Annotated in this window: 18 protein-coding genes, 1 tRNA gene and 2 pseudogenes; 16 read left to right on the top strand and 5 right to left on the bottom strand. The window is 67.2% G+C overall.

Annotated elements, in window-relative coordinates:
• The first annotated feature begins 69 nt into the window (after positions 1 to 69).
• Complete coding sequence (locus VGP60_RS13010; protein WP_327548218.1) at positions 70 to 1,110, top strand: LLM class flavin-dependent oxidoreductase; 1,041 nt, start codon at positions 70 to 72, stop codon at positions 1,108 to 1,110.
• 90 nt (positions 1,111 to 1,200) lie between these two features.
• A complete protein-coding gene (locus VGP60_RS13005) occupies positions 1,201 to 1,614 on the top strand; it encodes a nuclear transport factor 2 family protein (protein WP_327548217.1) in 414 nt (137 codons plus the stop codon).
• A gap of 257 nt (positions 1,615 to 1,871) precedes the next feature.
• Here VGP60_RS13005 and VGP60_RS13000 read toward each other — a convergent pair whose 3' ends face one another.
• Complete coding sequence (locus VGP60_RS13000; RefSeq protein WP_327548216.1) at positions 1,872 to 2,489, bottom strand: nuclear transport factor 2 family protein; 618 nt, start codon at positions 2,487 to 2,489, stop codon at positions 1,872 to 1,874.
• A 225-nt stretch (positions 2,490 to 2,714) separates the two neighbouring features.
• Here VGP60_RS13000 and VGP60_RS12995 point away from each other — a divergent pair, with 225 nt between their 5' ends.
• Both VGP60_RS12995 and VGP60_RS12990 read left to right on the top strand, forming a co-directional pair.
• Positions 2,715 to 3,947 carry a CoA transferase gene (locus VGP60_RS12995; RefSeq protein WP_327548215.1) on the top strand — a complete coding sequence of 411 codons (1,233 nt, stop codon included), beginning with the start codon at positions 2,715 to 2,717 and terminating at the stop codon, positions 3,945 to 3,947.
• 218 nt (positions 3,948 to 4,165) lie between these two features.
• Complete coding sequence (locus VGP60_RS12990; protein ID WP_327548214.1) at positions 4,166 to 4,627, top strand: hypothetical protein; 462 nt, start codon at positions 4,166 to 4,168, stop codon at positions 4,625 to 4,627.
• Between the two features lie 94 nt (positions 4,628 to 4,721).
• On the opposite strand, the gene selD is transcribed toward VGP60_RS12990, so the two are convergent.
• Entirely contained in the window at positions 4,722 to 5,726 is a 1,005-nt protein-coding gene (selD, locus tag VGP60_RS12985) for a selenide, water dikinase SelD (RefSeq protein ID WP_414640340.1), read from the bottom strand.
• A gap of 51 nt (positions 5,727 to 5,777) precedes the next feature.
• On the opposite strand from selD, the gene VGP60_RS12980 reads away from it, so the two are divergent.
• From VGP60_RS12980 to VGP60_RS12945, 8 genes and pseudogenes are all read left to right on the top strand, one after another.
• Positions 5,778 to 5,872, top strand: a tRNA-Sec gene (locus VGP60_RS12980).
• Between the two features lie 12 nt (positions 5,873 to 5,884).
• Positions 5,885 to 7,174: an L-seryl-tRNA(Sec) selenium transferase gene (gene selA / locus VGP60_RS12975; RefSeq protein ID WP_327548212.1), complete on the top strand. Its 1,290-nt coding sequence runs from the start codon at positions 5,885 to 5,887 to the stop codon at positions 7,172 to 7,174.
• Positions 7,165 to 8,898 carry a selenocysteine-specific translation elongation factor gene (gene selB / locus VGP60_RS12970; RefSeq protein ID WP_327548281.1) on the top strand — a complete coding sequence of 578 codons (1,734 nt, stop codon included), beginning with the start codon at positions 7,165 to 7,167 and terminating at the stop codon, positions 8,896 to 8,898. The genes selA and selB overlap by 10 nt, the downstream gene beginning before the upstream one ends.
• A 90-nt stretch (positions 8,899 to 8,988) precedes the next feature.
• A complete protein-coding gene (gene fdh / locus VGP60_RS12965) occupies positions 8,989 to 12,246 on the top strand; it encodes a formate dehydrogenase (RefSeq protein ID WP_327548211.1) in 3,258 nt (1,085 codons plus the stop codon).
• Positions 12,239 to 13,102: a 4Fe-4S dicluster domain-containing protein gene (locus VGP60_RS12960; RefSeq protein ID WP_327548210.1), complete on the top strand. Its 864-nt coding sequence runs from the start codon at positions 12,239 to 12,241 to the stop codon at positions 13,100 to 13,102. The genes fdh and VGP60_RS12960 overlap by 8 nt, the downstream gene beginning before the upstream one ends.
• Entirely contained in the window at positions 13,099 to 14,016 is a 918-nt protein-coding gene (gene nrfD / locus VGP60_RS12955; RefSeq protein ID WP_327548209.1) for an NrfD/PsrC family molybdoenzyme membrane anchor subunit, read from the top strand. Before VGP60_RS12960 ends, nrfD begins: the two co-directional genes overlap by 4 nt.
• A gap of 262 nt (positions 14,017 to 14,278) precedes the next feature.
• Complete coding sequence (locus VGP60_RS12950; RefSeq protein ID WP_327548208.1) at positions 14,279 to 14,602, top strand: hypothetical protein; 324 nt, start codon at positions 14,279 to 14,281, stop codon at positions 14,600 to 14,602.
• Positions 14,603 to 14,700: 98 nt separating this feature from the next.
• Positions 14,701 to 15,438, top strand: a pseudogene (locus tag VGP60_RS12945) (SDR family NAD(P)-dependent oxidoreductase).
• A 201-nt stretch (positions 15,439 to 15,639) separates the two neighbouring features.
• Here VGP60_RS12945 and VGP60_RS12940 read toward each other — a convergent pair.
• Positions 15,640 to 17,361 carry an amidase family protein gene (locus tag VGP60_RS12940; RefSeq protein ID WP_327548207.1) on the bottom strand — a complete coding sequence of 574 codons (1,722 nt, stop codon included), beginning with the start codon at positions 17,359 to 17,361 and terminating at the stop codon, positions 15,640 to 15,642.
• 206 nt (positions 17,362 to 17,567) lie between these two features.
• Positions 17,568 to 17,954: a CoA-transferase gene (locus VGP60_RS12935; RefSeq protein WP_327548206.1), complete on the bottom strand. Its 387-nt coding sequence runs from the start codon at positions 17,952 to 17,954 to the stop codon at positions 17,568 to 17,570.
• Positions 17,955 to 18,412: 458 nt separating this feature from the next.
• On the opposite strand from VGP60_RS12935, the gene VGP60_RS12930 reads away from it, so the two are divergent.
• Positions 18,413 to 19,264: a MaoC/PaaZ C-terminal domain-containing protein gene (locus VGP60_RS12930; RefSeq protein ID WP_327548205.1), complete on the top strand. Its 852-nt coding sequence runs from the start codon at positions 18,413 to 18,415 to the stop codon at positions 19,262 to 19,264.
• A 201-nt stretch (positions 19,265 to 19,465) separates the two neighbouring features.
• Here the strand turns inward: VGP60_RS12930 and VGP60_RS12925 are convergent, their stop codons facing one another.
• Positions 19,466 to 20,689 (bottom strand): hypothetical protein, encoded by a 1,224-nt coding sequence (locus VGP60_RS12925; protein WP_327548204.1) that lies wholly within the window; start codon positions 20,687 to 20,689, stop codon positions 19,466 to 19,468.
• A 94-nt stretch (positions 20,690 to 20,783) separates the two neighbouring features.
• Between VGP60_RS12925 and VGP60_RS12920 the strand changes: the two genes are divergently transcribed.
• The 3 genes and pseudogenes from VGP60_RS12920 to VGP60_RS12910 form a co-directional block, all read left to right on the top strand.
• Positions 20,784 to 21,566: an SDR family NAD(P)-dependent oxidoreductase gene (locus tag VGP60_RS12920; RefSeq protein WP_327548203.1), complete on the top strand. Its 783-nt coding sequence runs from the start codon at positions 20,784 to 20,786 to the stop codon at positions 21,564 to 21,566.
• A gap of 364 nt (positions 21,567 to 21,930) precedes the next feature.
• The gene (locus tag VGP60_RS12915; protein ID WP_327548202.1) at positions 21,931 to 23,292 is read left to right on the top strand and encodes an MFS transporter; all 1,362 of its coding nucleotides are present in this window, start codon (positions 21,931 to 21,933) and stop codon (positions 23,290 to 23,292) included.
• A pseudogene (locus VGP60_RS12910) lies at positions 23,292 to 23,486 on the top strand (2-oxoglutarate ferredoxin oxidoreductase subunit alpha); the annotation flags it as partial. The gene VGP60_RS12915 and the pseudogene VGP60_RS12910, both read left to right, overlap by 1 nt.

Here is a 23,486-nt window from a genome sequence, read left to right as displayed (position 1 = left end):
GCCGGCCGAGGGATCGTTGTCGTTCGCCCTCGCTGACAAATCGTCAAGAATCACGAAAGAGGAGTCTCCATGGATGTCAGCATCCTTTCCCTGGGCGATCTCGTGACAGACCCGGTAACCGGGGAGCGCATGACCGCCGCAGAGAAGCACCAGCTCGCGGTCGATCAGGCCGTTGCCGCGGAAGAGGCAGGCCTGCGCGCGATCTATATCGGTGAACATCACGCGCTCGAATACGTGTACTCGTGTCCGCCGGTGATCCTGTCGGCCATCTCCCAGCGCACCAAGCGCCTGCGGCTCGGCACCGGGGTGACGCTGCTGGCGAATCTCGACCCTGTCCGTGTCGCCGAGGACTACGGGACCCTGGACGTCCTCAGCAACGGACGCGTGGAGATCGTCGGCGGGCGTGGCAACATCTTCCCGTCGGTCTATGAGCTGTTCGGGCAGCCGATCGAGGAGTCTCAGGAACGATTCGAGGAGAATCTCCGGCTCCTACTCGATATCTGGACGAACCCGGTCGTGAACTGGGAAGGCAAGTTCAGGCCCGCCATTCGTGACCAGAAGATCGAGCCTGTGCCTCTGCAGCGACCCCGCCCACCCGTCTGGATCGGGGGAGGGCTGTCGACGTCATCGGCTGAGCTCTGTGCGGCGCTCGGCCTGCCGCTGATGCTTCCGGTGACGACCTTTCAGCCGGCGTCGATGTTCGAGCCGGCGGCCCAGCACTACCGGGAGAGCTGGAAGGCCGCGGGCCACGAACAGCCCTGCCGAATCGGTGCGACCGTGCACGCGACCGTCGCGGCGACGAGCCAAGAGGCGCGCAAGCTGTGGGCGCCGCGCTACACCGCCTACCATGACTGGTCCCGGAAGGCCATTCACTCCACCGGGGCGAAGCCCGCATTCCTCACGGGATTCGACTTCGACGCTCTCATCGGCCCGGGCGGATCGGCAGTGGGCGGCAGCCCGGCCGAGGTCGTCGACAAGATCGGCTGGTTGTCGGAACTACTCGGTGTCGATTCAATAGTGCTGTACCTGGACATGGGCGGCATCCCGAAGAACGAACTGCTGACCATGATCGAGCGGGTCGGCTCCGAGGTGATTCCCGCGCTCAAGTGACCGCAACGGAGACTTCCGCATACCGAGACGGCGCAGTCGCCTGCACGCTCTCCAATCTACTCCATTGACAACAATCTGAGAGGAAGTCAAATGACTGATATTAACGGGATCGCTGAGCAGAATCGTGAGATGATCCGGAAGGTTTACACCTTGGCCAATGCCGGTGAACTCGAAGTGATCGCCCCGTTCTACGCGGAGGACTACCGGCTCACGCAAAGCCCAGGCCATCCGGTCCCAGGGAGTTGGGTGGGCAAGGACGCCAGAGACGCTACGGAGCTGGTCTTCAAAACTTGCGGCACGAACCGCGTCACGGTTCACGAGATCGTCGCTGACGGACCGCACCGGGTGATCGGCATCGTGGATGCTCATGGCACGACGCCGGACGGTAAGGAGTGGACGATGCCCGTCTCCGAGCATTTCTGGATCGAGGACGGCAAGATCGTTGACATCCGGCCGTACTACTGGGATCCGGCGGAACTCCGGCGCGTTGTCGGCCTCTCCTGACCCATCGGCCGATCGCGTCCGGGTCGTCCGCGTCGGCGCCCGGCACTGATTGCCGGCCTTGTTCACCGCTGTTCGGAGGAACCCAATTCGCCGGGAATTGAGATCGAGTATCAGGCAGGACGAAAGCGGGGCGGTTGGCCGACCGGCCCAGTGTCCCGCTTTCGTCCCCTCGTCAGTGTCTTCCGGCGCGCGTAAGCGATCATCGCTTCCCGCTCGTCATCCCACGACTGTGCGCTGCCGTGTTTGTCGAATGTCGTTCACCGAAGGTCTGTGAAACCGATGGCGTAATCCCGGTACGAGGGGTCGTCCGGCTTTCTTTCGCCGCGGAGGTTGGAGCTCGTGTAGAGTCCGCTGTCGACCAGGTTGTTGGCCACGCCGGTAATGGTCCAGTCGAACACGAGCCGACGCGAGGTGATGTTCCATTTCCCGTCTGTTTTCTGGAAATGCTCAAGGTAACGGAGGCCGGCGACGATGTCGTACGCTCGCTCGATATCACCTCCCAGCGTGTCCAGGTGGGCTTTGCCGAGCACGAATTCGTTGCTTTCCGCGGTCGGGTTCGTCCGGTGGAAAGCCGTGCAATACGTCTCGGTGAAAGCCTCGTCACCGCGAAGGTCGATGATGATGTTCCCGATTTGATGATGCGTCCTCGCGAACATCTTCCGAATGGTGTTCGCCCGCTGCTCCGCGTCGCCGATGATCTCGGCGGGCCCATCCCGATCGGCGTACGGCATCGCCGTGAATGCGCGTCCCTCTGCAACGGAATCGGCCCTGTCGGTCGCTCGTGCCTTATAGTAGATCAGCTCTCTGATCGCCTCGCGGTCCTCGAGTTGCTGCAGGCGAAGTTTGATCTCGGCCAGGTCGTCATTGACTGCCATGATCGTCTGCTCCCGTTGATTCGATTTCTGCGAGTGTCGTCTTTGTGATCGTATTGGGTACTAGCCTTCCTAGGCAGTCAAACCCGCGGGCGGTGGCGGCTGACAGCGTCAGTTGACTTGTCCGGCCAAGACAATTGTCTCGATTGGAGCTTCGGCCCGGCGTCATTCTGGGAGAGTGGGCCGGGGCGCTCGTGCCTTCGGAATTCTTGGGAAGGGGTACCGGACATGACTGCGTCGACTCCCGTTGTCAGCGGTGGCGGACCGTTGCTGGGCGTTCGCGTCCTCGACCTCACTACCTTCCTTTCGGGACCGTCGGCAAGTCAGCTGCTCGGTGACCTCGGGGCGGATGTCATCAAAGTCGAGGCGCCAGAGGGAGACATGACGCGAACCGTGCCTCCCTACTTCGTCGGGCCGGACAGCGCCTACTACCTCGCGAACAACCGCAACAAGAGCAGCATTGTTATCAACCTGAAGACTGCGGAAGGGTGCCGCTTGCTCGAGCGGCTCGCAGGTGAGGTCGACATCGTCATCGAGAACTATCGGCCCGGCGTTCTCAAAAGATTGGGTCTTGCCGTACCCGAACTCCTGGTAAGGCATCCCGCCTTGATCTGGGCGTCGATCAGCGGTTTCGGGCAGGACGGGCCGTGGTGCGACCGTCCTGCCTACGACCTGATCGTCCAGGCACTGTCCGGTGCGATGAGCCTGACCGGCGAACCGGATGGCAGGCCGGTGCGGCTGGGTATTCCGGTTGGGGATCTCGTAGCCGGGCTCTATGCCGTCATCGGCTTGCTCGCCGCCTGGGCGGACCGGTTGCGATCGGGTAGTGGCCGCTGGGTGGACGTGGCGATGCTCGACAGCCAACTGGCGATGTTGTCCTATCAAGCCGTCTATAACACGGTGGGCGGCGTCACCCCGGCAGCGCAGGGTAACCGGCATGACTCCATTCCCACTTACCGCACGTTCGTCGGGTCCGATGGCCGCGAACTCGCCGTTACCGCCAGCACCCAGCGGATGTTCGAGGAACTCTGCCATGCGCTCGGTCTTCCCGAGCTGATCGACGATCCCAGGTTCGTTGATCCCGCAGGCAGGCTTGCGAATCGCGTGGAACTGTGGGAACTGCTCGAAAAGGAGTTCGCGGCCGCCCCCGCGGCGGCGTGGGTGGAGCGACTCGGTGAACGGCGTGTGCCGGCGGCGCTGATCAAGAACGTGCCCGAGGCGATTCAGGACGCCCGGGAGTCCGATCGCGGTATGGTCCGGGAGATGACCCATCCGGACGGGCGCCGGGTGGAGGTGCTCGGGAATCCGGTGAAATTCCGCGGCGAGCCACGAGGGGAACTCCGCTACCCGCCACCACTGGGCGAACACACCAGCAAGATCCTGACCAACCTGCTCGGGCTGCCATCCGATCACATCGCCCACCTGACTGCCGACGGCGTCATCTACCAAGGGCCTGGGTGAAAATCGGCGTGTTTGTACGACGCCCTTTATCCACTGCCCGAACCACCCGGTGGGAAGCAGGCACGGCACCGCGGTGGGCGCAGCAGGCGGCTCGGGAGATCTTCAACAGGATGCACGCACGCTGGACATTGCCACTGCTGTCAGCGTTCTCCGCCTCGATGAACGGGTACACGTTCACCGGATCTTCCTAGCAAGCCTCCTGTAGCAGATCGGCGCCTGTGTCACTGCGCACCACGTTCGAAGCGGCCCGATGCTACGACGGTGACGTGTTGGTCGAGAATCTCGAGCTGTTCCGGAATCAACGGACGCGGCAGGCATACGACAGTTTGGCCCAGCCAGTGCGGTTGTGCGGCGAGCTGTTGCTGCTGCCCTCAGCGGTGACCGCTGTGGCTCGGCGGAGCACACGTGCCCTCGCCGCCGCGGCCTTGATCGTCGTCGCGACGGCCGAGGTCGGCCGTCGCCGTGGTGGCACAGCGGTCTATCCGCTGGACAGTGCCTGGTGGGCACCGCTTTGGCTGGCCGAACGAGCACTGCGCGGTTGGCTGGCGTTAGGCGCAAGATTCTTTCACGGCGGAATTCGTTACCGGGATCACCGTCTTCGCACCGCAGCTCATGCGGAATCGTGGTTGCGCGAACATGGTGCACCCGGACGGGAAAACTCGCTGCCACCCTTTCCGTGAACGGCCCCGGCCCCGGCTACCTGACACCTGACCTGTGACCAGGTGAACCGGCGTTGTCAGGTCTCGAGGGTGGTTGACCAACGAGCAAAGTGGATCAACCAACGATCAGCGTACGGCCGGTATCAGGCACGAGTTCGCCGATGACGGGGTGACCGGGCAGTTCCCCGGCCACGAGCAGGCCGCCGGAGGTCTGGGCGTCGGCGAGCAGCAGGGCTTCGTCTTCGGTGATGCGCGTGAGGTCGGCGTGCGGGCGGACCCAGTCGAGGTTGCGGCGGGTGCCGCCGCTGACGTAACCGTCGCGCAGCGCTTCGCGCGCGCCGTCGAGGTAGGGCACGGCGGAGGGGTCGATCCGGGCGGTCACACCGCTGGCCCTGGCGAGCTTGTGGAGATGGCCGAGCAGGCCGAAGCCCGTGACATCGGTGGCGCAGGTGACCCCGGCGGCGAGCGCGGCGCGGGAGGCCTCGACGTTGAGGGTGGTCATCGCGTCGATCGCCTGGGCGAAGCGTTCGCCGGTGGCCTTGTGCCGGGAGTTGAGCACGCCGACGCCGAGCGGCTTGGTGAGCGTGAGCGGCACTCCGGCGCGTCCGGAATCGTTGCGTAGCAAGCGGTCCGGGTCGGCGATGCCGGTGACGGCGAGTCCGTACTTGGGTTCGGGGTCGTCGATGCTGTGCCCGCCCGCGAGGTGGCAGCCGGCTTTGCCGCAGATGTCCAATCCGCCGCGCAGGACTTCGGCGGCGAGTTCGAACGGGAGGGTTTCCCTCGGCCAGCCCAGCAGGTTGACCGCGACCACCGGCGTGCCGCCCATGGCGTAGACGTCGGACAGGGCGTTGGCCGCGGCGATGCGGCCCCAGTCGTAGGCGTCGTCGACGACAGGGGTGAAGAAGTCCGTGGTCGCGATCAGCGCGACGTCGCCGGAGATGCGGACGGCCGCGGCGTCGTCACCGTCTTCCAGTCCCACCAAGAGCTCGCCGACCGGGTTCGCGGGCGTGACGCCGGTGAGCCCACGGACCACTTGCTCGAGCTCGCCCGGCGGGATCTTGCAGGCGCATCCACCGCCGTGAGCGTACTGGGTCAGTCGGTAGCTCATGCTGGTCATCATGCTCAGGGTGCGCGCCGCCCGCCACCTTGGCAGGATGTCGGCATGGTTCAGGGAGGCGTATCCGGCCTGGTGACCGGCACGGTCTTCAAAACCGTTGAGCGGCAGACCCTGTCGCTGGCGGGTTCGATTCCCGTCCGCCTCCGCCACCTGGACCGTCAATGACCGATTCACGTAGATCCATCCCTCGCACCGACTCGGTGCTCGCCGAACCGCGGATCGCGAAAGCGTCCGCCGTGCTCGGCCGTGACCTCGTCAAGTCCGTCGTCGTGGCCGCGCAGGGCCGGGCGCGAGCGGGCGAAATAGCCCCGGCGGACGTCGTCGACGAGGTTTTGGCGCGGATTCCGCGGTCGGCGGCGTCATCGCGGCCGGTGGTGAACGCGACCGGGGTCGTCGTGCACACCAACCTGGGCCGCGCGCCGTTGTCGGCGGCCGCGGTCGACGCCGTCGTCGCGGCGGGAGGCACCACCGACGTCGAGTTCGATCTCGTCACGGGGAGCCGGGCTCGCCGCGGCCGGGGCGCGCTGGCCGCCTTGGCCGACGCCGTACCGGCGGCCGGGGCGGTGCACGTGGTCAACAACAACGCGGCCGCGCTGCTGCTGTGCGCGCTGGCCCTCGCGCCGGGCAAGGAGATCGTGGTCAGCCGCGGGGAACTGGTCGAGATCGGTGACGGCTTCCGCATCCCCGAACTGCTGGCCTCGACCGGCGCCCGGTTGCGTGAGGTCGGGACCACCAACCGGACCAGTGCGGCCGACTACGCGGCGTTGATCGGTCCGGACACCGGGTTCGTGCTGAAGGTGCATCCGTCGAATTACCGCGTCACCGGGTTCACCGCCGAGGCCGCGGTCCCGGAACTCGCGGGGCTCGGTGTGCCGCTCGTCGTCGACATCGGGTCCGGGCTGCTCGCCCCGCATCCATTGCTGCCCGACGAGCCCGATGCGGCGAGCGTCCTGCGTGACGGGGCGAGCGTGGTGACCGCGAGCGGTGACAAGCTGCTCGGTGGTCCGCAGGCCGGGCTGCTCCTTGGTGACGCGGCGACGATCGAACGGCTGCGACGGCACCCGGCCGCGCGGGCACTCCGGGTCGACAAGCTGACGCTCGCCGCGCTCGAAGCGACGCTTCGGGGACCGCGACCGCCGGTGTCCGAAGCACTCGGCACGGCAGTCTCGGAGCTTCGCATACGAGCCGAGTCGCTCCGTGCGGCCTTGGTGGCGGCCGGGGTCACCGCGACGGTGGTCGACTCGGCGGCCGCGGTGGGAGGCGGGGGAGCGCCGGGGGTCGAACTGCCCAGCGTCGCGCTCAGCCTCCCGGCGCGGTACGCCGAAGCGCTGCGCCGGGGCGAGCCCGCAGTCGTCGGGCGTGTCGAGCAGAACCGATGCCTGCTCGACCTGCGGACCGTCCGGCCGGGCGAGGACGCGCGGCTGCTGGAGGCCGTCCGCCGATGCGGGTGATCGCCACCGCGGGGCATGTCGATCACGGCAAGTCGACGCTGGTGCGCCGCCTCACCGGGATGGAACCCGACCGCTGGGCCGAGGAACGGCGGCGCGGGCTCACCATCGACCTCGGCTTCGCCTGGACCCGGATCGCCGGCGAGGAGATCGCGTTCGTCGACGTGCCCGGTCACGAGCGGTTCGTGCCGAACATGCTGGCCGGGGCGGGGCCGGCGCCCGCGGTGGTGTTCGTCGTCGCCGCCGGTGAGGGCTGGATGCCACAGTCCGCCGAACACCTCGCCGCGCTGGACGCCTTCGGGGTCCGGTACGGACTGCTCGTGGTCACCAAGACCGACCTGGCCGACCCGGCTCCCGCCACCGCCCAAGCCCTGCGGGAGATCGCCGGCACGTCTCTCGCCGACGTCCCGGCGGTCGGCGTCAGCGGTACCACCGGTGCGGGGCTCGACCGGCTGCGGGTGGCGATCACCGAGCTCGTCGCCCGGCTTCCCGCGCCCGACGTCGACGCGGACGTCCGGTTGTGGGTCGATCGGGCGTTCACCGTGAAGGGCGCCGGGACGGTGGTCACCGGCACCCTCGGCGCCGGGACGATCAGCGTCGGCGACGAGCTGATGCTGGGCCCCGATCGAGTGAAGGTTCGCGGCCTGCAGGCACTGGGGGAGTCGCGCGACCGCGTTCAGGCCGTGGCCAGGGTGGCGGTGAACCTGCGCGGGACGCCACGCGAGTCCGTGGGCCGCGGCGACGTCCTGCTGACCCCGGGCGCCTGGCTCGGCACGACCGAAATCGACGTCCGGCTGCGCGGAGCGCCCGCCGCCGAACTGCACCGCGAACTGGTGGTGCACCTCGGCGCCGCCGCCGTGCCGGTGCGGATCCGGACGTTGGGGCCGGACACCGCCCGGTTCACGTGGGCGAGCCCGCTACCGGTCCGGGTCGGCGACCGCGGCGTGCTCCGCGATCCGGGCGAGCACCGGATCCCCGCCGGGTTCGACGTTCTCGACGTACGGCCGCCGTCGCTGTCCCGGCGGGGCGCCGCGCGGGCTCGCGCCGAGGCCCTCGTCGAGCCGGACCTGGCCCGGGACTTCTTGCGCCGCAACGGTTTCGTGCCGGGCGCCGAGTTCCGGGCGATGGGGCTCCCCGCGGCCGGGGAACGGCTGGGGAGCTGGCTCGCCGACCCCGGGCACCTCGTGGGTCTTCGCGAGGAACTGCCGGGACGCGTCGCGGACTGGACCCGTGATCACCCGGTCGCGGCGGGCATGCCGGTGGAGACGCTCAGGCAGCACCTCGGCCTGCCGGCACGGGAACTCGTCGCGCCCCTGCTCAGTGGCACCGGTCTAGACCTCGTCGACGGGCTCGTCCGCCGACCGGGTGCGGGCCTGGCTCCCGCCGTTGACCGGGCTGTCCGAATTGTGGAAGGCCGGTTGGCGGACTCGCCGTTCCAGGCTCCTGAAGCCGATGCCCTGCGCGAACTCGGTCTGGGCCGCAAAGAGCTGGCCGCTGCGGTGCGGCTGGGCAGGCTGACCGCGATCGCCGACGGCGTCCTGCTCGGCCCGGACGCCGAACGGCACGCGGCCACGGCATTGGAAGCCATCGCGCAACCGTTCACCGTCTCGGAGGCCAGACGCGCGCTCGACAGCACTCGCCGGGTGATGATCCCGCTGCTGGAACGACTCGACGCGGCAGGCGTCACCACCCCGCTCGGCGACGGCCGCAGACGGCTGGGCCGCTGATCCGGGTGAAACGTCGGTTCTGCCCGCCACACCAGCGAAACCCCGGTCTCTCGACCTGCGAACCGGGCGACAGCGAACTACCGTGACGTCGTGGGCATGCGGCAGTGGATCGAAGGCTGGCCGGTGTACCGGCAGCTGACCGGTCCCGACCGGCTCGCCCGTGCCTCCGCGGCCAAATCGGACGGATCGCGGGCCTGGCACGCGCGCACCGAGGACGCCGACAAGGTCGTCCGGTCCATCTGCCCGTACTGCGCGGTCGGCTGCGGGCAGAAGGTGTACGTCAAGGACGGCGCGGTCACCCAGATCGAGGGTGACCCGGATTCGCCCATCTCGCGCGGGCGCCTGTGCCCCAAGGGCTCGGCGAGCAAACAACTCGTGACCAGCCCGAGCCGTGTCACCGAAGTCCTCTACCGCCGCCCCTACGGCAAGGACTGGGAGAGCTTGCCGCTCGACACGGCGATGGAGATGATCGCCGACCGGGTGCTCAAGACCCGGCGCGAGACCTGGCAGGACGTCGACGAGCAGGGCCGGCGGCTCAACCGCACGCTCGGCTTCGCGAGCCTCGGCGGCGCGACGCTGGACAACGAAGAGAACTACCTGATGAAGAAGCTGTATACCGCGCTGGGCGCGATACAGATCGAGAACCAGGCTCGTATTTGACACTCCGCCACGGTTCCCGGTCTGGGGACCTCCTTCGGCCGTGGGGGCGCCACGACGTTCCAGCAGGACCTCGCCAACGCTGACTGCATCGTCATCCAGGGCTCCAACATGGCCGAATGTCACCCGGTCGGGTTCCAGTGGGTGATGGAGGCGAAGGCACGCGGCGCGAAGATCATCCACGTGGACCCGCGGTTCACCCGTACCAGCGCGGTCTCGCACGTCCACGCGGCCCTGCGGGCAGGGACGGACATCGCGTTCCTCGGCGGCCTGATCCACTACGTGCTGGAGCAGGAGAAGGACTTCCGGGAATACGTGCTCGCCTACACCAACGCGTCCGCGATCCTGCGCGACGACTTCGCCGACACCGAGGACCTGGACGGCTTGTTCTCCGGCTTCGACGCGGAGAAGCGACAGTACGACATGTCGAGCTGGGAGTACGAGGGCGCCGAGACGGTACCCGCTGCGGGCAGCACCGATCCGGAGCGGCCGGGCGAGCCGCCCTCGGGAGGCGAACGCCACCACGGCGGGGAGAAGCACCAGCGCACAGCTCGCGCGGACACCTACGGCAGCGGCGGCGCCGCGGTCGGCGGCAAGCCCAAGACCGACGAGACACTGCGGCACCGGCGGTGCGTCTACCAGGTGCTCAAGCGGCATTTCGCGCGCTATACCCCTGAGGTCGTCGCCGACATCTGCGGAGTGCCGGTCGAGCAGTTCCTGGAGATCGCGCGGGCGGTCACCGAGAACTCGGGGCGCGAGCGGACCACGGCGTGGGTGTACTCGGTCGGGTGGACCCACCACACGGTCGGCTCGCAGTACATCCGCACCGCCTCCATCCTGCAGACGCTGCTGGGCAACATCGGGCGTCCCGGTGGCGGCATTCTCGCGCTGCGCGGGCACGCCAGCATCCAGGGCTCCACCGACATCCCGACGCTGTTCAACCTGCTGCCCGGCTACATCCCGATGCCGCACGCGCACCAGCACCAGGACCTCGACGAGTTCGTCGCGGCCGACGCCGGTGCGACCGGTTTCTGGGGCAACATGCGGTCGTACACCGTCAGCCTGCTCAAGTCTTACTGGGGCGACAGCGCCCGACCGGACAACGACTTCCGGTTCGACTACCTGCCTCGGCTCACCGGCGACCACGGCACGTACGCGACGGTGCAGAACCAGATCACCGGGGACTGCAAGGGCTACTTCCTCGTCGGGGAGAACCCGGCCGTGGGCTCGGCGAACGGCAAGTTCCAGCGTCTCGGCCTGGCCAACCTCGACTGGCTCGTCGTCCGTGACCTGCAGATGATCGAGAGCGCGACCTTCTGGAAGGACGGGCCCGAGATCGAGACCGGCGAACTGTCCTGCGACGAGATCGGCACCGAGGTCTTCTTCCTGCCCGCCGCCGCGCACACCGAGAAGGACGGCAGCTTCACCAACACCCAACGGCTGCTGCAGTGGCACCACAAGGCCGTCGAGCCACCCGGCGACGCCCGTAGTGATCTCTGGTTCTACTACCACCTCGGCCGGATGATCCGCGAGCGTCTCAGCACCGGCACCGAGCCTGCCGACGCGCCTATCCGCGACCTCACCTGGAGCTATCCGACGAGCGGGGAGTATGCCGAGCCGAGCGCGGACTCCGTGCTCGCGGAGATCAACGGACATGGCCCGCACGGCCCGCTCTCGGCGTATACCGAGCTCAAGGACGACGGCTCGACCTCCTGCGGCTGCTGGATCTACTGCGGTGTCCGCGCGGGCGGGCACAACCACGCGGCGGACCGGAAACCCGGGTCCGAACAGGACTGGGTGGCGAGCGGCTGGGCTTGGGCGTGGCCGGCGAACCGGCGGATCCTCTACAACCGCGCCTCGGCGGACCCGGACGGAAACCCTTGGAGTGACAGGAAGAAACTGCTGACGTGGGACGCGTCGCAGGGCAAGTGGACCGGCCCGGACGTCCCGGACTTCGAGCCGACCAAGCCACCGGACTACGTGCCACCCGACGGCGCCAAGGCGCAGGACGCGCTCGCGGGCACGGACGCGTTCATCATGCAGACCGACGGCAAAGCCTGGCTGTACGTGCCTGCCGGCCTGGTCGACGGGCCACTGCCGACGCACTACGAGCCGTTCGAGAGCCCGGTCGGCAACGCGCTCTACAGCCAGCAGGAATCGCCGACCCGGCAGACGCTCGACAGCCCGTCCAACCCGTACAACCCGGCGCGCAGCTCGGTGTATCCGTACGTGTTCACGACCTACCGGCTCACCGAGCACCACACCGCGGGCGGGATGAGCCGCACGCTGCCGTATCTGTCGGAGCTCCAGCCGGAGTTCTTCTGTGAGGTCTCGCCGGAGCTGGCCGCCGAGCGCGGGCTGGAACATCTCGGCTGGGCGACCATCGTGTCCGCGCGGACCGCGATCGAGGCGCGGGTACTGGTCACCGAACGGATCAAACCGCTGAAGGTGCGGGGCCGCACCATCCATCAGGTCGGCTTGCCGTACCACTGGGGGCCGAACGGGCTTTCGCGCGGGGACGCGGCGAACGACTTACTGTCGGTGGTGCTGGACCCGAACGTGCACATCCAGGAATCGAAGGCCGCCACCTGCGATATCCGGCCTGGGCGCCGCCCGCGCGGGCCCGCTCTGCTCGATTTCGTGGCGGAGTACCGAAAGCGTGCCGAGGACAGGAGAACCGCCGATGAGTGAATCCGGGTATACCGGGGCGCAGCCGCGGATGGGGTTCTTCACCGATACGTCGGTGTGCATCGGGTGCAAGGCCTGCGAGGTCGCCTGCAAGGAGTGGAACGACGTGCCCGAGGCGGCTGGGCTGGACCTGCTGGGGACGTCCTACGACAACACCGGCGATCTGGGCGCGAACACGTGGCGGCATGTCGCCTTCATCGAGCAGCCGGTGTCCTCTGTGGACACGGTGTCCACTGTGGACTCCGTTGACCTCGGGATGCCGTCGGTCGGTGCGCCGGGACAGGCTGCCGAAGGGGTGCGGTGGTTGATGTCGAGCGACGTCTGCAAGCACTGCACGCACGCGGCCTGTCTCGACGTGTGCCCGACCGGTGCCTTGTTCCGTACGGAGTTCGACACCGTCGTGGTGCAGCAGGACATCTGCAATGGTTGTGGCTACTGCGTTCCGGCCTGCCCGTACGGGGTGATCGAGAAGCGGGAGAGCGACGGCCGCGCGTTCAAGTGCACCCTGTGCTACGACAGGCTGGGTGCCGGGCTCGAACCCGCGTGTGCGAAGGCGTGCCCGACCGATTCCATCCAGTTCGGTGAGCTCGACGAGTTGCGTGAGCGCGCCGCCGCACGGGTCGCGACGTTGCACGACGACGGGGTGGCGGAGGCGCGGCTCTACGGGCACGATCCCGCGGACGGTGTCGGCGGTGATGGCGCGTTCTTCCTGCTGCTCGACGAACCCGAGGTCTACGGGCTGCCCCCGGATCCGGTGGTGACGACCCGGGATCTGCCGGAGATGTGGAAGCGCGCCGCCGCTGCCGCACTCGGGGTCGCGGCCACCCTCGCCGTGTCTTTCCTGGGCAGGCGCCGATGAGCTCGCGCCGCGAGCGGGCGATGGTCGAACCCGCCGAGTTCCGGTCCTACTACGGCAGGCCGATCCTCAAGGAACCCGCCTGGAAACAGCCGGATGTGCCGCTGTACCTGTTCCTCGGCGGTACGGCTGGGGCGTCGGCGTCCATGGCCGCGCTCGCCGGGCTGACCGGCCGGCCGGAGCTGGCCCGGGTGGGGAAGCTGGTCGCGTCGGCCGGGTCGCTCGCCAGCGTCGTCGCGCTGGTGCACGACCTCGGGAAGCCGTCGCGGTTCCTGCACATGCTGCGGGTGCTGAAACCGACGTCGCCGTTGTCGGTGGGCTCCTGGATCCTCACGCCGTTCTCCGGCCTCGCCGCGGTGGCGGCGGGATCGGAGATCACCGGGATTCTGCCCAAGGTCGGCACGCTCGCGGGGAACGTCGCCGGGCTGCTCGGCCCGGCGATGTGCACCTATACCGCGGTCCTGCTGGCCGACACCGCCACGCCGTCCTGGCACGAAGGACGCCGTGGCCTGCCGATCCTGTTCGCGGGCAGCGCATTGACCAGTGGTGCGGGAGCCGCACTCCTGCTGATCCCGTGCGCGGAGACCGGCCCGGTCGTCCGCGCCGGTCTCACCGGGGCCACGGCGGAGCTCCTCGCCACCCGGCATCTGGAGTCGAAGCTGGGAATCGTGTCCGAGCCCTATCGCACGGGACGGGCGGGCGTATTGCTCAAGGCGGCCCGAGCGTTCACCGTGGCCGGGGCTGCCTTGTCGCTGGGCGCTCGCCGGCACCGTGCCGCTGGTGTGCTGGCCGGTGCGGCTTATCTCGGTGCGGGGCTGTGCACGCGCTTCGGTGTCTACGGCGCCGGGGTGGAGTCGGCCAAGGACCCCAAATACGTCGTGGTCCCTCAGCGAGAGCGACTCGCGCGGCGGTCGTGACCTCCTCTGGTCCGTGACGGCGACGCCACTGGCAAGTGGCTGTGCACGACGTGGAGATCACGTTGCGGCCCTACGACACCGTCGGCCATGCCGTTGCTGTGCGGGCGATGTACGACAACTGCAAAACCAATCACGACGCTCGCTGAACGGGACCATTTTCGGTTGCTGGCCGCTGTCGGCTCAATGCGCTTGGGCGGCCCGGAAGGCTCCAGCGCGTCTGCGACGGACAACCAGGTAACCATGATCAGGATAGGCTCCTGACATGGTGATGGTGTCGATCCCTGGCCACGAGCCGCAGAGCTTGCGCGCGCAGACCATCAGGGAGCTGTTTTTCCGGGCTAGGGAACGACTCGCCGACAAGGCGGACCACCAGGTGCTCTTCATTGCCGAGATCTACTCCAACCTGGAGCTCGACTCCGTCGAGCGCGCGCAGCAACGCCGGCTCGCCGGCAGTCTCATCGCGGCCGCAGACGAGTACCGCGCCGATCTTCTTGCGTGTCCCGACATCAGTGACAGCGACCTGAGCCGAGCGGAGGCGCTCGGCGACCTCTCACTCATCCTCACCTCACTGGCTGCCGATGACTGAGAGCCTGACAACTCACGCCGAGCGCAACCAAGGTTCACCCATCCAGGGGTGGGGCCCAAACCGTTGACGCCACCGAATCCGTCCACCGCATTTTCCAAGTGGCGCGCGTGGCACGGGCGAAGCAACCGTGCTCGCAGCCGTCCGTGAAAGGCGCACAGGTGTTTTCGCTGGACATCCTCGACGACCTCGGCGAAAAGGTAGCCGCCACCGCCAACGCCCAAGGCCCCGGAAAGGTCACCTACCGCCATGCCGACATCATCGACCGTGCATCCGTGGACGCGGTCTTCGACGAGGCGGTGACAACGATGGGTGGGCTGGACGGTCTGGCCATGATCGCCGGTGATGAACAGCAGATTCCCGTCGGGGACCTCACCGACGACGATATTGACAAAGGAATGCGAGTTCACGTCAAGGGCACGATCTTCACTAATCAGGCTGCCTTCCGCACGATGTAGAACACCGGTGGCTCGATCGTCAACTATTCCTCTGTCGCCGGTATCGAAGGCTACCCCGGAATGCCGATGTACAGCGCCGCCAAGGGCGCCGTGCTCGGCTTCAGCAGGGGAGTCGCCCGAGACTGGGGCCAGTACGCCATTCGCGTCAACTCCGTACTCCCTGGTGTGCTATCACCGCTGCTGGAGCAAACCCTCAGCGAGATGAACGCCGAGCAACGTGCCCATATCGAGGCATTCTGGGCTTCCAAAGTCCTCCTCGGTGGCAAGCTCGCAGCACCAGCGGTGGCCGCGGACCTCAACGTTTTCCTGCTGGGCGACGGATCACGCTTCATGACGGGTCAGACCATCGCCGTCGACGGCGGCATCGTCTTCACCAGGTAGATGCACACACGATCACGCCCTTCAGCCGTCGCCGTCGACACCGCATACGGCCATACCGCCTTCGCTGTGACACTGCTCCGGCCCTGACTCCCGCCGAAATCCGCACCGCGGCCCGGGTGGACACCGCGTTGCGCGCTTGCGGCTGGATCGTCCATTCCGGACTCGAGGTGCTCACCGCGTGTGCAAGACAAGCCGCATTCGTTACGAGGTGGGCGCTACCAGCGTTTCGCCCGGCAACGGCGGCACGATCTGGGACGGCGCTCGCAGCCGCGACGCCTGTTCGTAGTCGTACGCGTATCCGAGTAGCTGGCCATCGCTGTAGGGCTTGCCCATGAACGAGATCGTCATCGGCAGTCCCTGCGAGCCGACGCCCATCGGCACGACGATCCCGGGGAATCCGACCGAGCTGTAGCCGGCGAAGATCGACGGCTGCGGGCGCGTCGAGGGCACGAACGTGGGGTCGGGGATGCTGAACACCGGGTTGCTGATCGGGGCCGCGAAGCTGCTCTGGTAAGGAAAGACCATCGCGTTGAGGTGGTGCTTGTCGAACATCGCGAGCTTCAGCCGGGTCGCCTCCGGGAGGACCTTCTCGATCAGGTTCTTGTACGCGGGCATGTCGGCTGATGTGCTCAGCGAGCGCTTCAACAGGTTGAGGACGCTGTTCTCCACCGGCAGTGGCGACTTGTTGACTTCGGTCTCGTAGATATGGACGAACTCCTGCACGCTCTTCGGGACTTCAGGGCCGAGTGTCGCCAGGTACTGTTCCCAGTCGGCTTTGAACCGGTAGTCGGCGATCGTCCTGATGTTCGAGCCGCCGTTGCTGACGTAGAAGTCCAAGAACGCGGGATCGACGGTGATGTCGATGATCACGGCACCGCGCGCCCGCATGATGTCGAGCGCCTTTTCCGCGAGCGCGTCGATCTCCGGGTCGCCACCGAAGAAGTCGCGCACGGCCCCGAGCCGGACGCCCTTGAGCGAGTCTTTCTTGAGGTACTTGGTGTAGTCGAGCCGGCCCTGAGCCGCCTTCTTCCTCAGGGATGCGGGGAAGTTCTTGTAGGTCACGACACTGAGCGGGTCGGCAGGGTCCTCCCCGGCGACCGCGTTGAGCATCAACGCCGTGTCGGTCACCGTGCGCGCCATCGGGCCCGCGGTGTCGAAGAGGAGATTCTTCGGCGCGATGCCGTCACGGCTGATGAGCCCGGTGGTCGGCCGCAGACCCACGATGCCGTTGTAGGACGACGGACCGCGGACGGAGGTGCTGGTGTCAGTGCCGATCGCCAGCACGGCGAAGTTGGCGGCCAGCGCGGCACCCGGGCCCGCGCTCGATCCGCCCGTGTCGCGCTTGAGGTGGTAGGGGTTGGTGACCTGCCCGTCGATCGTGTTGTAGCTGCCGCCCGCGAATTCACCCATCGACGCCTTGCCGAGGATGAGCGCGCCCTTGCGGCGCAGCGCCTCGGTGATGAACGCGTCGTTGGGCGGGATCGAGTCCTTGAGGATGACCGAGCCGTTGCTCGTCGGCATGTCGAAGGTGTCGACGTTGTCCTTCAGCAGTACGGGAATGCCGTGCAGCGGGCTCCGCGGCCCGCTCCGCCGCCGCTCCCGGTCGAGCTCCGCCGCGATACGGAGCGCGTCCGGGTTGATCGTCGTGATCGAGTTCAGTCGGATGCCGGCATCTTCGTAGGCGGCGATCCGTGCGAGATAGAGCTGGGTGAGCTTTACGCACGTCAGCGCGCCCGACTCGAACGCCGCCGTGATGTCGGCGACCGTCGCTTCCTCGAGTTCGAAGCTGTCTTCCCCGTGCCGCGGTCCGGGCGTACCGGCCGAACCCTGCGCGAAGGCGGGGGAGCCCGTCCCGCCCACGATGCCCAGTGCGCCGATCGCGCCTACCGCACCCATGAAGCCACGCCTGCTCAATGTGCTCACGTTCACCGATCCTCTTGTCATCGTCAACCGCTGGATGTCGGGCGCCTGCGCTGGATGATCTTGCTGATCGGTACGCTAGGGGCGTCGCGTTACGCCCCCATGAATTTCCCGTATCCTTTGATCAAGGCCAAAAGTCGCGGAAATCGGCCGCCGTTCCAACGATCAGTGCATGCCGCAGGCGCTCGAAGTCCCAGGAGGGCACCGAGTCACCGGGGGCGGCGGAGCGCGCGTCGGGTTACCCGAGAGGGGCATCGGTCGCGGAGCGCGAGGGTTTCCTCGGTTACGCCGGGCGCGCACTCGACGAGGACCAGTCCGTCCGGGGTCACGTCGATCACGGCGAGGTCGGTGATGATGCGGTCGACGCAGGCGACGCCGGTCAACGGCAGGGTGCATTCGCGGAGGATCTTGTGCTCGCCGTCGCGGTTCACGTGCTCCATCATCACGATGACCTTGCCCGCGCCGCACACGAGGTCCATCGCGCCGCCCATGCCTTTGACCATCTTGCCGGGGATCATCCAGTGGGCGAGGTCGCCGGTGGCGGTGACCTGCATGGCTCCGAGCACCGCGACGTCGATGTGCCCGCTGCTGATCATCCCGAAACTGGCACTCTTCGCCGAGCTTGCCAGGCGGAGATCCCGGTGACCACGATGAGAAGCACCAGCGCGGCACTCAGGGCGGCCGGGAGGAGCTCGTAGTCGCGTATGAGGCGGCGGAATTTGGTCAGCCAGGCAAAGGAGCGTTCCGCGACCCAGCGGCGGTGGAGCGTGGGGATCACCGGCCGGGATGCTCGGCCCAGGCGATGGTGCTGGTCACCGAATACTCCTTCACGAGCAGGTGTCCTGTGGCAGCCACAGGAGTAACGGCCCGCTCCACTCCGTGTGCGCACTGTGTTGCTGTGCAAGGGAAGCGGTGGTGCGGGTGTCCGGGTGGGACGCACTCGCTCCGAGCGGGGGCCGCCTGTGCTCGCCGGGTTCTCGCCCTCGCGCCGCAATGTCGCATACCAGAGGGACTTGCGTGCATTCACCAAACGATGTTAGATAATCGTATGGATATGCCGCAGGTGCAGTTCCTCCGCGCTTCTGTCGGTGAGTGGATCGGCGGCCGCAGTGTTGTGCCCGACCCTGCATCAGCCAGGGCCTTCGCCGGAGCCATCAACGACGACACGACGGAACTGTTGGACGGCACGTCGGTGACGCCGATGTTCGGAATAGTCCCGATCTACGGACCGCTCTTCGAAGCAGTGGACAGCGTCACGCCTGAGCACCTGCGGGGCACCATCGTCCACGGCGCCCATGAAATCCTTTTCCATGAACCGATCGTGGCTGGCGTTCCCATCTCCGCCCGAGCGCGGGTCACCGGTCTTCACGGCTCACGCGCTGGGACGGTCGTGAGTGTCCAGATCATCGTGACCACGACCGAGGGACACCTCTCGTCCGAACAGTGGGCGACGGCGATCGTGCGCGGAGCTACGACGACCGCGGACCTCGGCGAGCGAACAACCATTGGAAAGGTCAACGCGGCGGCGAACGATTCCGATGCCGGGTTCAACCGGGTGGTGTCGTCCGTGCTGCCCGACCAGACCCACCTCTATGCCGCTGCCTCCGGAGACAACAACGCAGTCCACGTGGACGACGAGGCCGCGAGGCAAGCCGGGTTTGCCGGTGTCATCCTGCACGGGCTCTGCACGCTCGGGATTGTCGCGGGCTCGGTCACCCGGGCGTCAGGTGTAGGCGACCAGCGGAGTTTGCGTCGCGTCTCGGCGAGGTTCGCAGGTCCCGCCTATCCAGGCGTCGACCTGGTCACCGACATCCGGGCCACGCATCCAACGGACTGCTACAACTTCGAGACTCGCGACGCCGGTGGCCGGAAAGTGCTGAGCAGCGGGCTCATCGAGATCCGCTGACGAGCTTGCTCCCAACGGACGGTGAGAGGCAACGCTCGGCACCTTCGGCGATCGCGCTTGAGGTAACCGGCGACGTGGTCACGCCGGAAGCGGCCGAAGCCGGGACTGACGAGGGTGTCCCGGACTCGAGGATCGCCCGCCTTTCAGGCCGGGCACTCCGGGCGCGAAGCCTGCCGATTCGATCAAGATCGAGCTCCCGCCTCAGCTTTCCGCGAAACCATGCCGATGGAGCCAGTCGTGCACGATGTCGGCGGCATCGGCGAGATGTGACCGCTGGTCCGTGCCGCTGAAGTAATGATTGGCACCCGGGAGCTCGACGAGTTCCTTGTCCCCGTGCGGAATTGCGTCGAAGACTGCACGCGGGTGGCTGGTCGGCACGGCGTCGTCACATCCGTTGGCCAGGACGAGTACCGGCTTCGTGACACGGGTGGCGGCGTCGCCGGCATCGACCTGCGCCGTATCCAGGCTCCATTGTGAAAGCCAGCTACGGGCCGTGGTGAACCGCATCAGCGCCCCCGGGCTGGTATTGGCCACCTCAGGGTCACCCAGGTAGCTCCATCCGGGTCGTCGTCCGTTGGGTTCGATTGTGGGATCGAGCCATCGAGGATCGGCCATTGTGCCGTGCACAACGAACGAGTGCTCGGCATCGGGGCGGCCTTCAGCCCGGAACGCCTCGAGCTTCTCCTGGGCGAAACGGGTGATCCGCAGGCTGCGCGCGCGCTGGCGAGACCGGTAGGCGGCCAGGTAGTCGGGGGAGTAGGGCGGTTTGTGGGAGTTTGCCGGGTCATACAGGTTGAACTCGGAGTCCCTCCCTCGATCGGGATCGACCTCGTCGGTGACCGACGCATCAAGGAACTCGGTAAGCAGGCGGTGGCGACTTCGCGGCGCTGCCAGCATCATCACGCCGTCCGCGACCGGAAGCTCTGTGTCGGCCAGGAGTGTCGGCTCGCCCGCCGCGGTGCGGACGATGGTGGGCTTCTCGCTCTCGGCCTGGTATCCCATCATCGGAGACCCGCCACCGCTCCATCCGGCAAGGACAACCTTCTCGTAGCCCAGCCGCTCCTTCGCGTCGCGGACGCATGCCCCGATGTCGAGCAGCACGTTCTCCATCTGCAGTGCGGCGTCGCCCACCGCGTACCGGTTGGCGCTGCCGATCACGTGTAGCCCGGTGCGGGCCAGTTCCGGGAACAGCGGAAGGTAGGAAGGGGACCCGATCGGGTGCATCGCCAGAATCACCGTGTCCGACGGGCGTTCCCCGCGCAAGAGCTGCGCCTGGCGCACGATGTTGTCGTCGATGCTGCCGTAGACGTCCTTGCGTACGGACTTCTCTCGCGACACCACGAGATACGGCGTGCGACGGTACTTGACACGCGCGATTTGAGGGGGCATCCCAAATTCCCATCGTTCAGGGGTCTCGGTGGACACGTTACCATTCGTTGTTTGATTATGGAGACGTCCGTGCCCCCGGATCACCGGCGGACGGGATCGACGGCCGCTCTGTGGACCGAAGGAGTATGCGATGACTGACAAGCAAGATCGCCCGCTGAGTGGGCGCCGTGCCCTGGTGACCGGCGCCAGTCGCGGTATCGGCGCGGCCATCGCTCGCAAGCTTGCGGGGCAGGGCGCCGACGTCGTCCTTGTCGCCCGCGGGGCGGACGCGATCGAGTCGCTGGCCAAGGAGCTCGGCGAAACGGGCGTGCGGGCGTTGGCGGTGCCCGCTGACATAACCGATCGCTCGGCATTGCGGGCCGTCGTCGACCGGGTCGCCGATGAGTTCGGAGGCCTGGATGTTCTCGTCAACAACGCGGGAGCGCTGCCACCTGCCGTTCGCGCCGAGAAGGTCGGCTGGGACGGCTGGGACGCGTCGCTCGGGCTTAACCTGGCGGCCCCTTGGTGGCTGGCCTGCCGGGCCAAGGAGCTGATGGACGACCGGGGCGGTGTCGTGGTAAACGTGGCCAGTACGGCCGCCTACTATCCGTCCCGCGGCCTGGTGGCCTACAACGTCGGCAAGGCTGGACTGGTCATGCTCACCCGGGTGCTGGCCCTGGAATGGGCGCGTGACGGCGTGCGGGTCGTCGGTGTGGCACCCGGGAAGATCGACACGGACCTGGTGGCGCCGATCCTTGCGTGGGCGGAGAAGCGCGAGCTGCCGCTGAACCCGCAGCAGCGCATCGGCACCAGCCGGGAAATCGCTGATCTCGTGGCGTTCCTCGTCTCTGATCAGGCTGGCTACTTGACTGGCGTAACGGTTCCGATCGACGGAGGCGAGCTACTGACCGCCGGGTCTGAGCCTGGTCGCTGAACTGTCGGCCACCGCGTCCACAGGTTGACGCCGCAGCGCCAATGCGCGGCTGGAACCTGACTACGGCCGGCGGTAGAGGCCGAGACTTCTGGCCGGGCTGGTCAAGAATGAGCGGGCGACTGGGAGGGACTTGCCCGCATAATCGAGCAGTGTTAGATTATGCGGGCTCGGAGGGCGAAGTGGCCCCACGAGGCGGAGGTTGGCCTCGAAGGCGACAGCGTGTCAATGGTGTCGGCATCGCGCTGGAGAACAGCGACGAGTGGAGGCGGACAGGTTGCCAACCCAACCGGTTCCGTTTCTTCACTTCTTGAGTGCGCAATTCTTGAGAACGCAGAGTCGCCGGTCCCGTCCAGTACAAAGGAGTGTGGACGAGTTGTCCGAGGATACCGCAATGGAGCACCTTCCGAGTCCGGCCGGCGGTCGGGTGGGAGGCAGGGCCGCCCGGGCAGCGACTGTCGGCACGCTGCTCGAGTACTACGACTTCACGCTGTATGCGGGTGCAGCGGCGACAGTGTTCCCGAAGGTCTTCTTCCCGGACTCGTCGCCCCTTTTTGCGAGCCTGCAGGCCGTCGGCACGTTCTCCATTGCCTTTCTGGTACGGCCGATTGCGGCCTACTACCTGGGCAGTCTGGGGGACCGTGTCGGCCGTCGCAGAATCCTGACTCTCACGTTGATGATCATGGGAATCGCAACCTTCCTGGTCGGTCTGGTTCCGAGCTACGCGACGATCGGCGCCGCCGCACCGGTCGTGTTGATCGTGTTGCGGGTCGCTCAGGGGATCGGCGCCGCGGGTGAATATGGCGGCGCGGTGATCGTCGCGTTCGAATTTGCGCCCGAAAAACGACGTGGGTTTTACGGCTCGCTTCCCGGCCTGGGCGTCAACTTGGGTGGTGCGCTCGGCAGCATCCTGCTTCTTGTGATGTCGGCGAGCGTGAGCGGGGATCAGTTCCTCACCTGGGGATGGCGAGTGCCTTTCCTGGTCGGCGGTGTGCTCGCCGGGTACGCGCTGTACGTCCGCTTTCGGCTCCCGGAAACGCCGGCCTTCAAGAACGTCGAGCAATCGGGGGCGATGTCGCGGACCCCGCTGCGCGATGCGCTCAGCAACCAGTGGCGGGTGCTCGCCGCGATCCTCTTCTGCATGGTCGGCGTCGCCGGCCTCGGGTATTTCTACATCACCTTCGCTGTGTCGTACGCATCGAACACCGTGGGGCTCTCACGAACGGCCACGTTCGCGGGCCTGTTGGTCGGGTACATCGCCCAGGGCTTATGTGTGCCGATCTTCGGCTGGATGTCAGACGTGGTGGGACGACGGACGGTCATCATCGCGGGGTTCCTCCTCGCGGGTGCGATGGCGTTCCCGTTCTTCGGGCTGATCCGTCCGGACTGGCCGATCGGACTGTGGCTCGGACTGTTCGTGTGCAACGGTCTCGCGGTGGGCGCCGTATACGCGCCCGTCGGCACTTTGCTCAGTGAGCGGCTTCCGGCCAGGTACCGCTACAGCGGCCTCGCGCTCAGCCGCGAGACCGGGAACGTGATCGGCGCGGCCGCGATACCGCCCCTGGCGGTGTATCTCTCCTACGCGACGGCTGGGACGACCGCGCTGAGCCTGGTCGTGGTCGGTCTCGCGATCCTCGGCGTCGTCAGCATGTTGGCGCTGCCCAAACCCGGGATCGGCCGCGCCGAGGTGGAGGCCCCGGCACCGCAGGCGATTTCGGAGGCACGATAGTGACCACTAATACGAGCGGTAACACGAACGGCAACGGCTCGTTGTCCGCTACCCGCCATACCGAGATCAGCAAGCTGGACCGGGTGGTCATCCGGTTCGCCGGCGACTCCGGTGACGGCATGCAGCTGACCGGCGACAGGTTCACCTCGGAGGCCGCGGCCTTCGGCAACGACCTGTCGACGATGCCGAACTTC

Source organism: Amycolatopsis sp. (assembly GCF_036008905.1).
Taxonomy (GTDB): Bacteria; Actinomycetota; Actinomycetes; order Mycobacteriales; family Pseudonocardiaceae; genus Amycolatopsis.
Note: the sequence above shows the minus strand (reverse complement) of the source record. Positions and strands in the feature narration are given on the sequence as shown.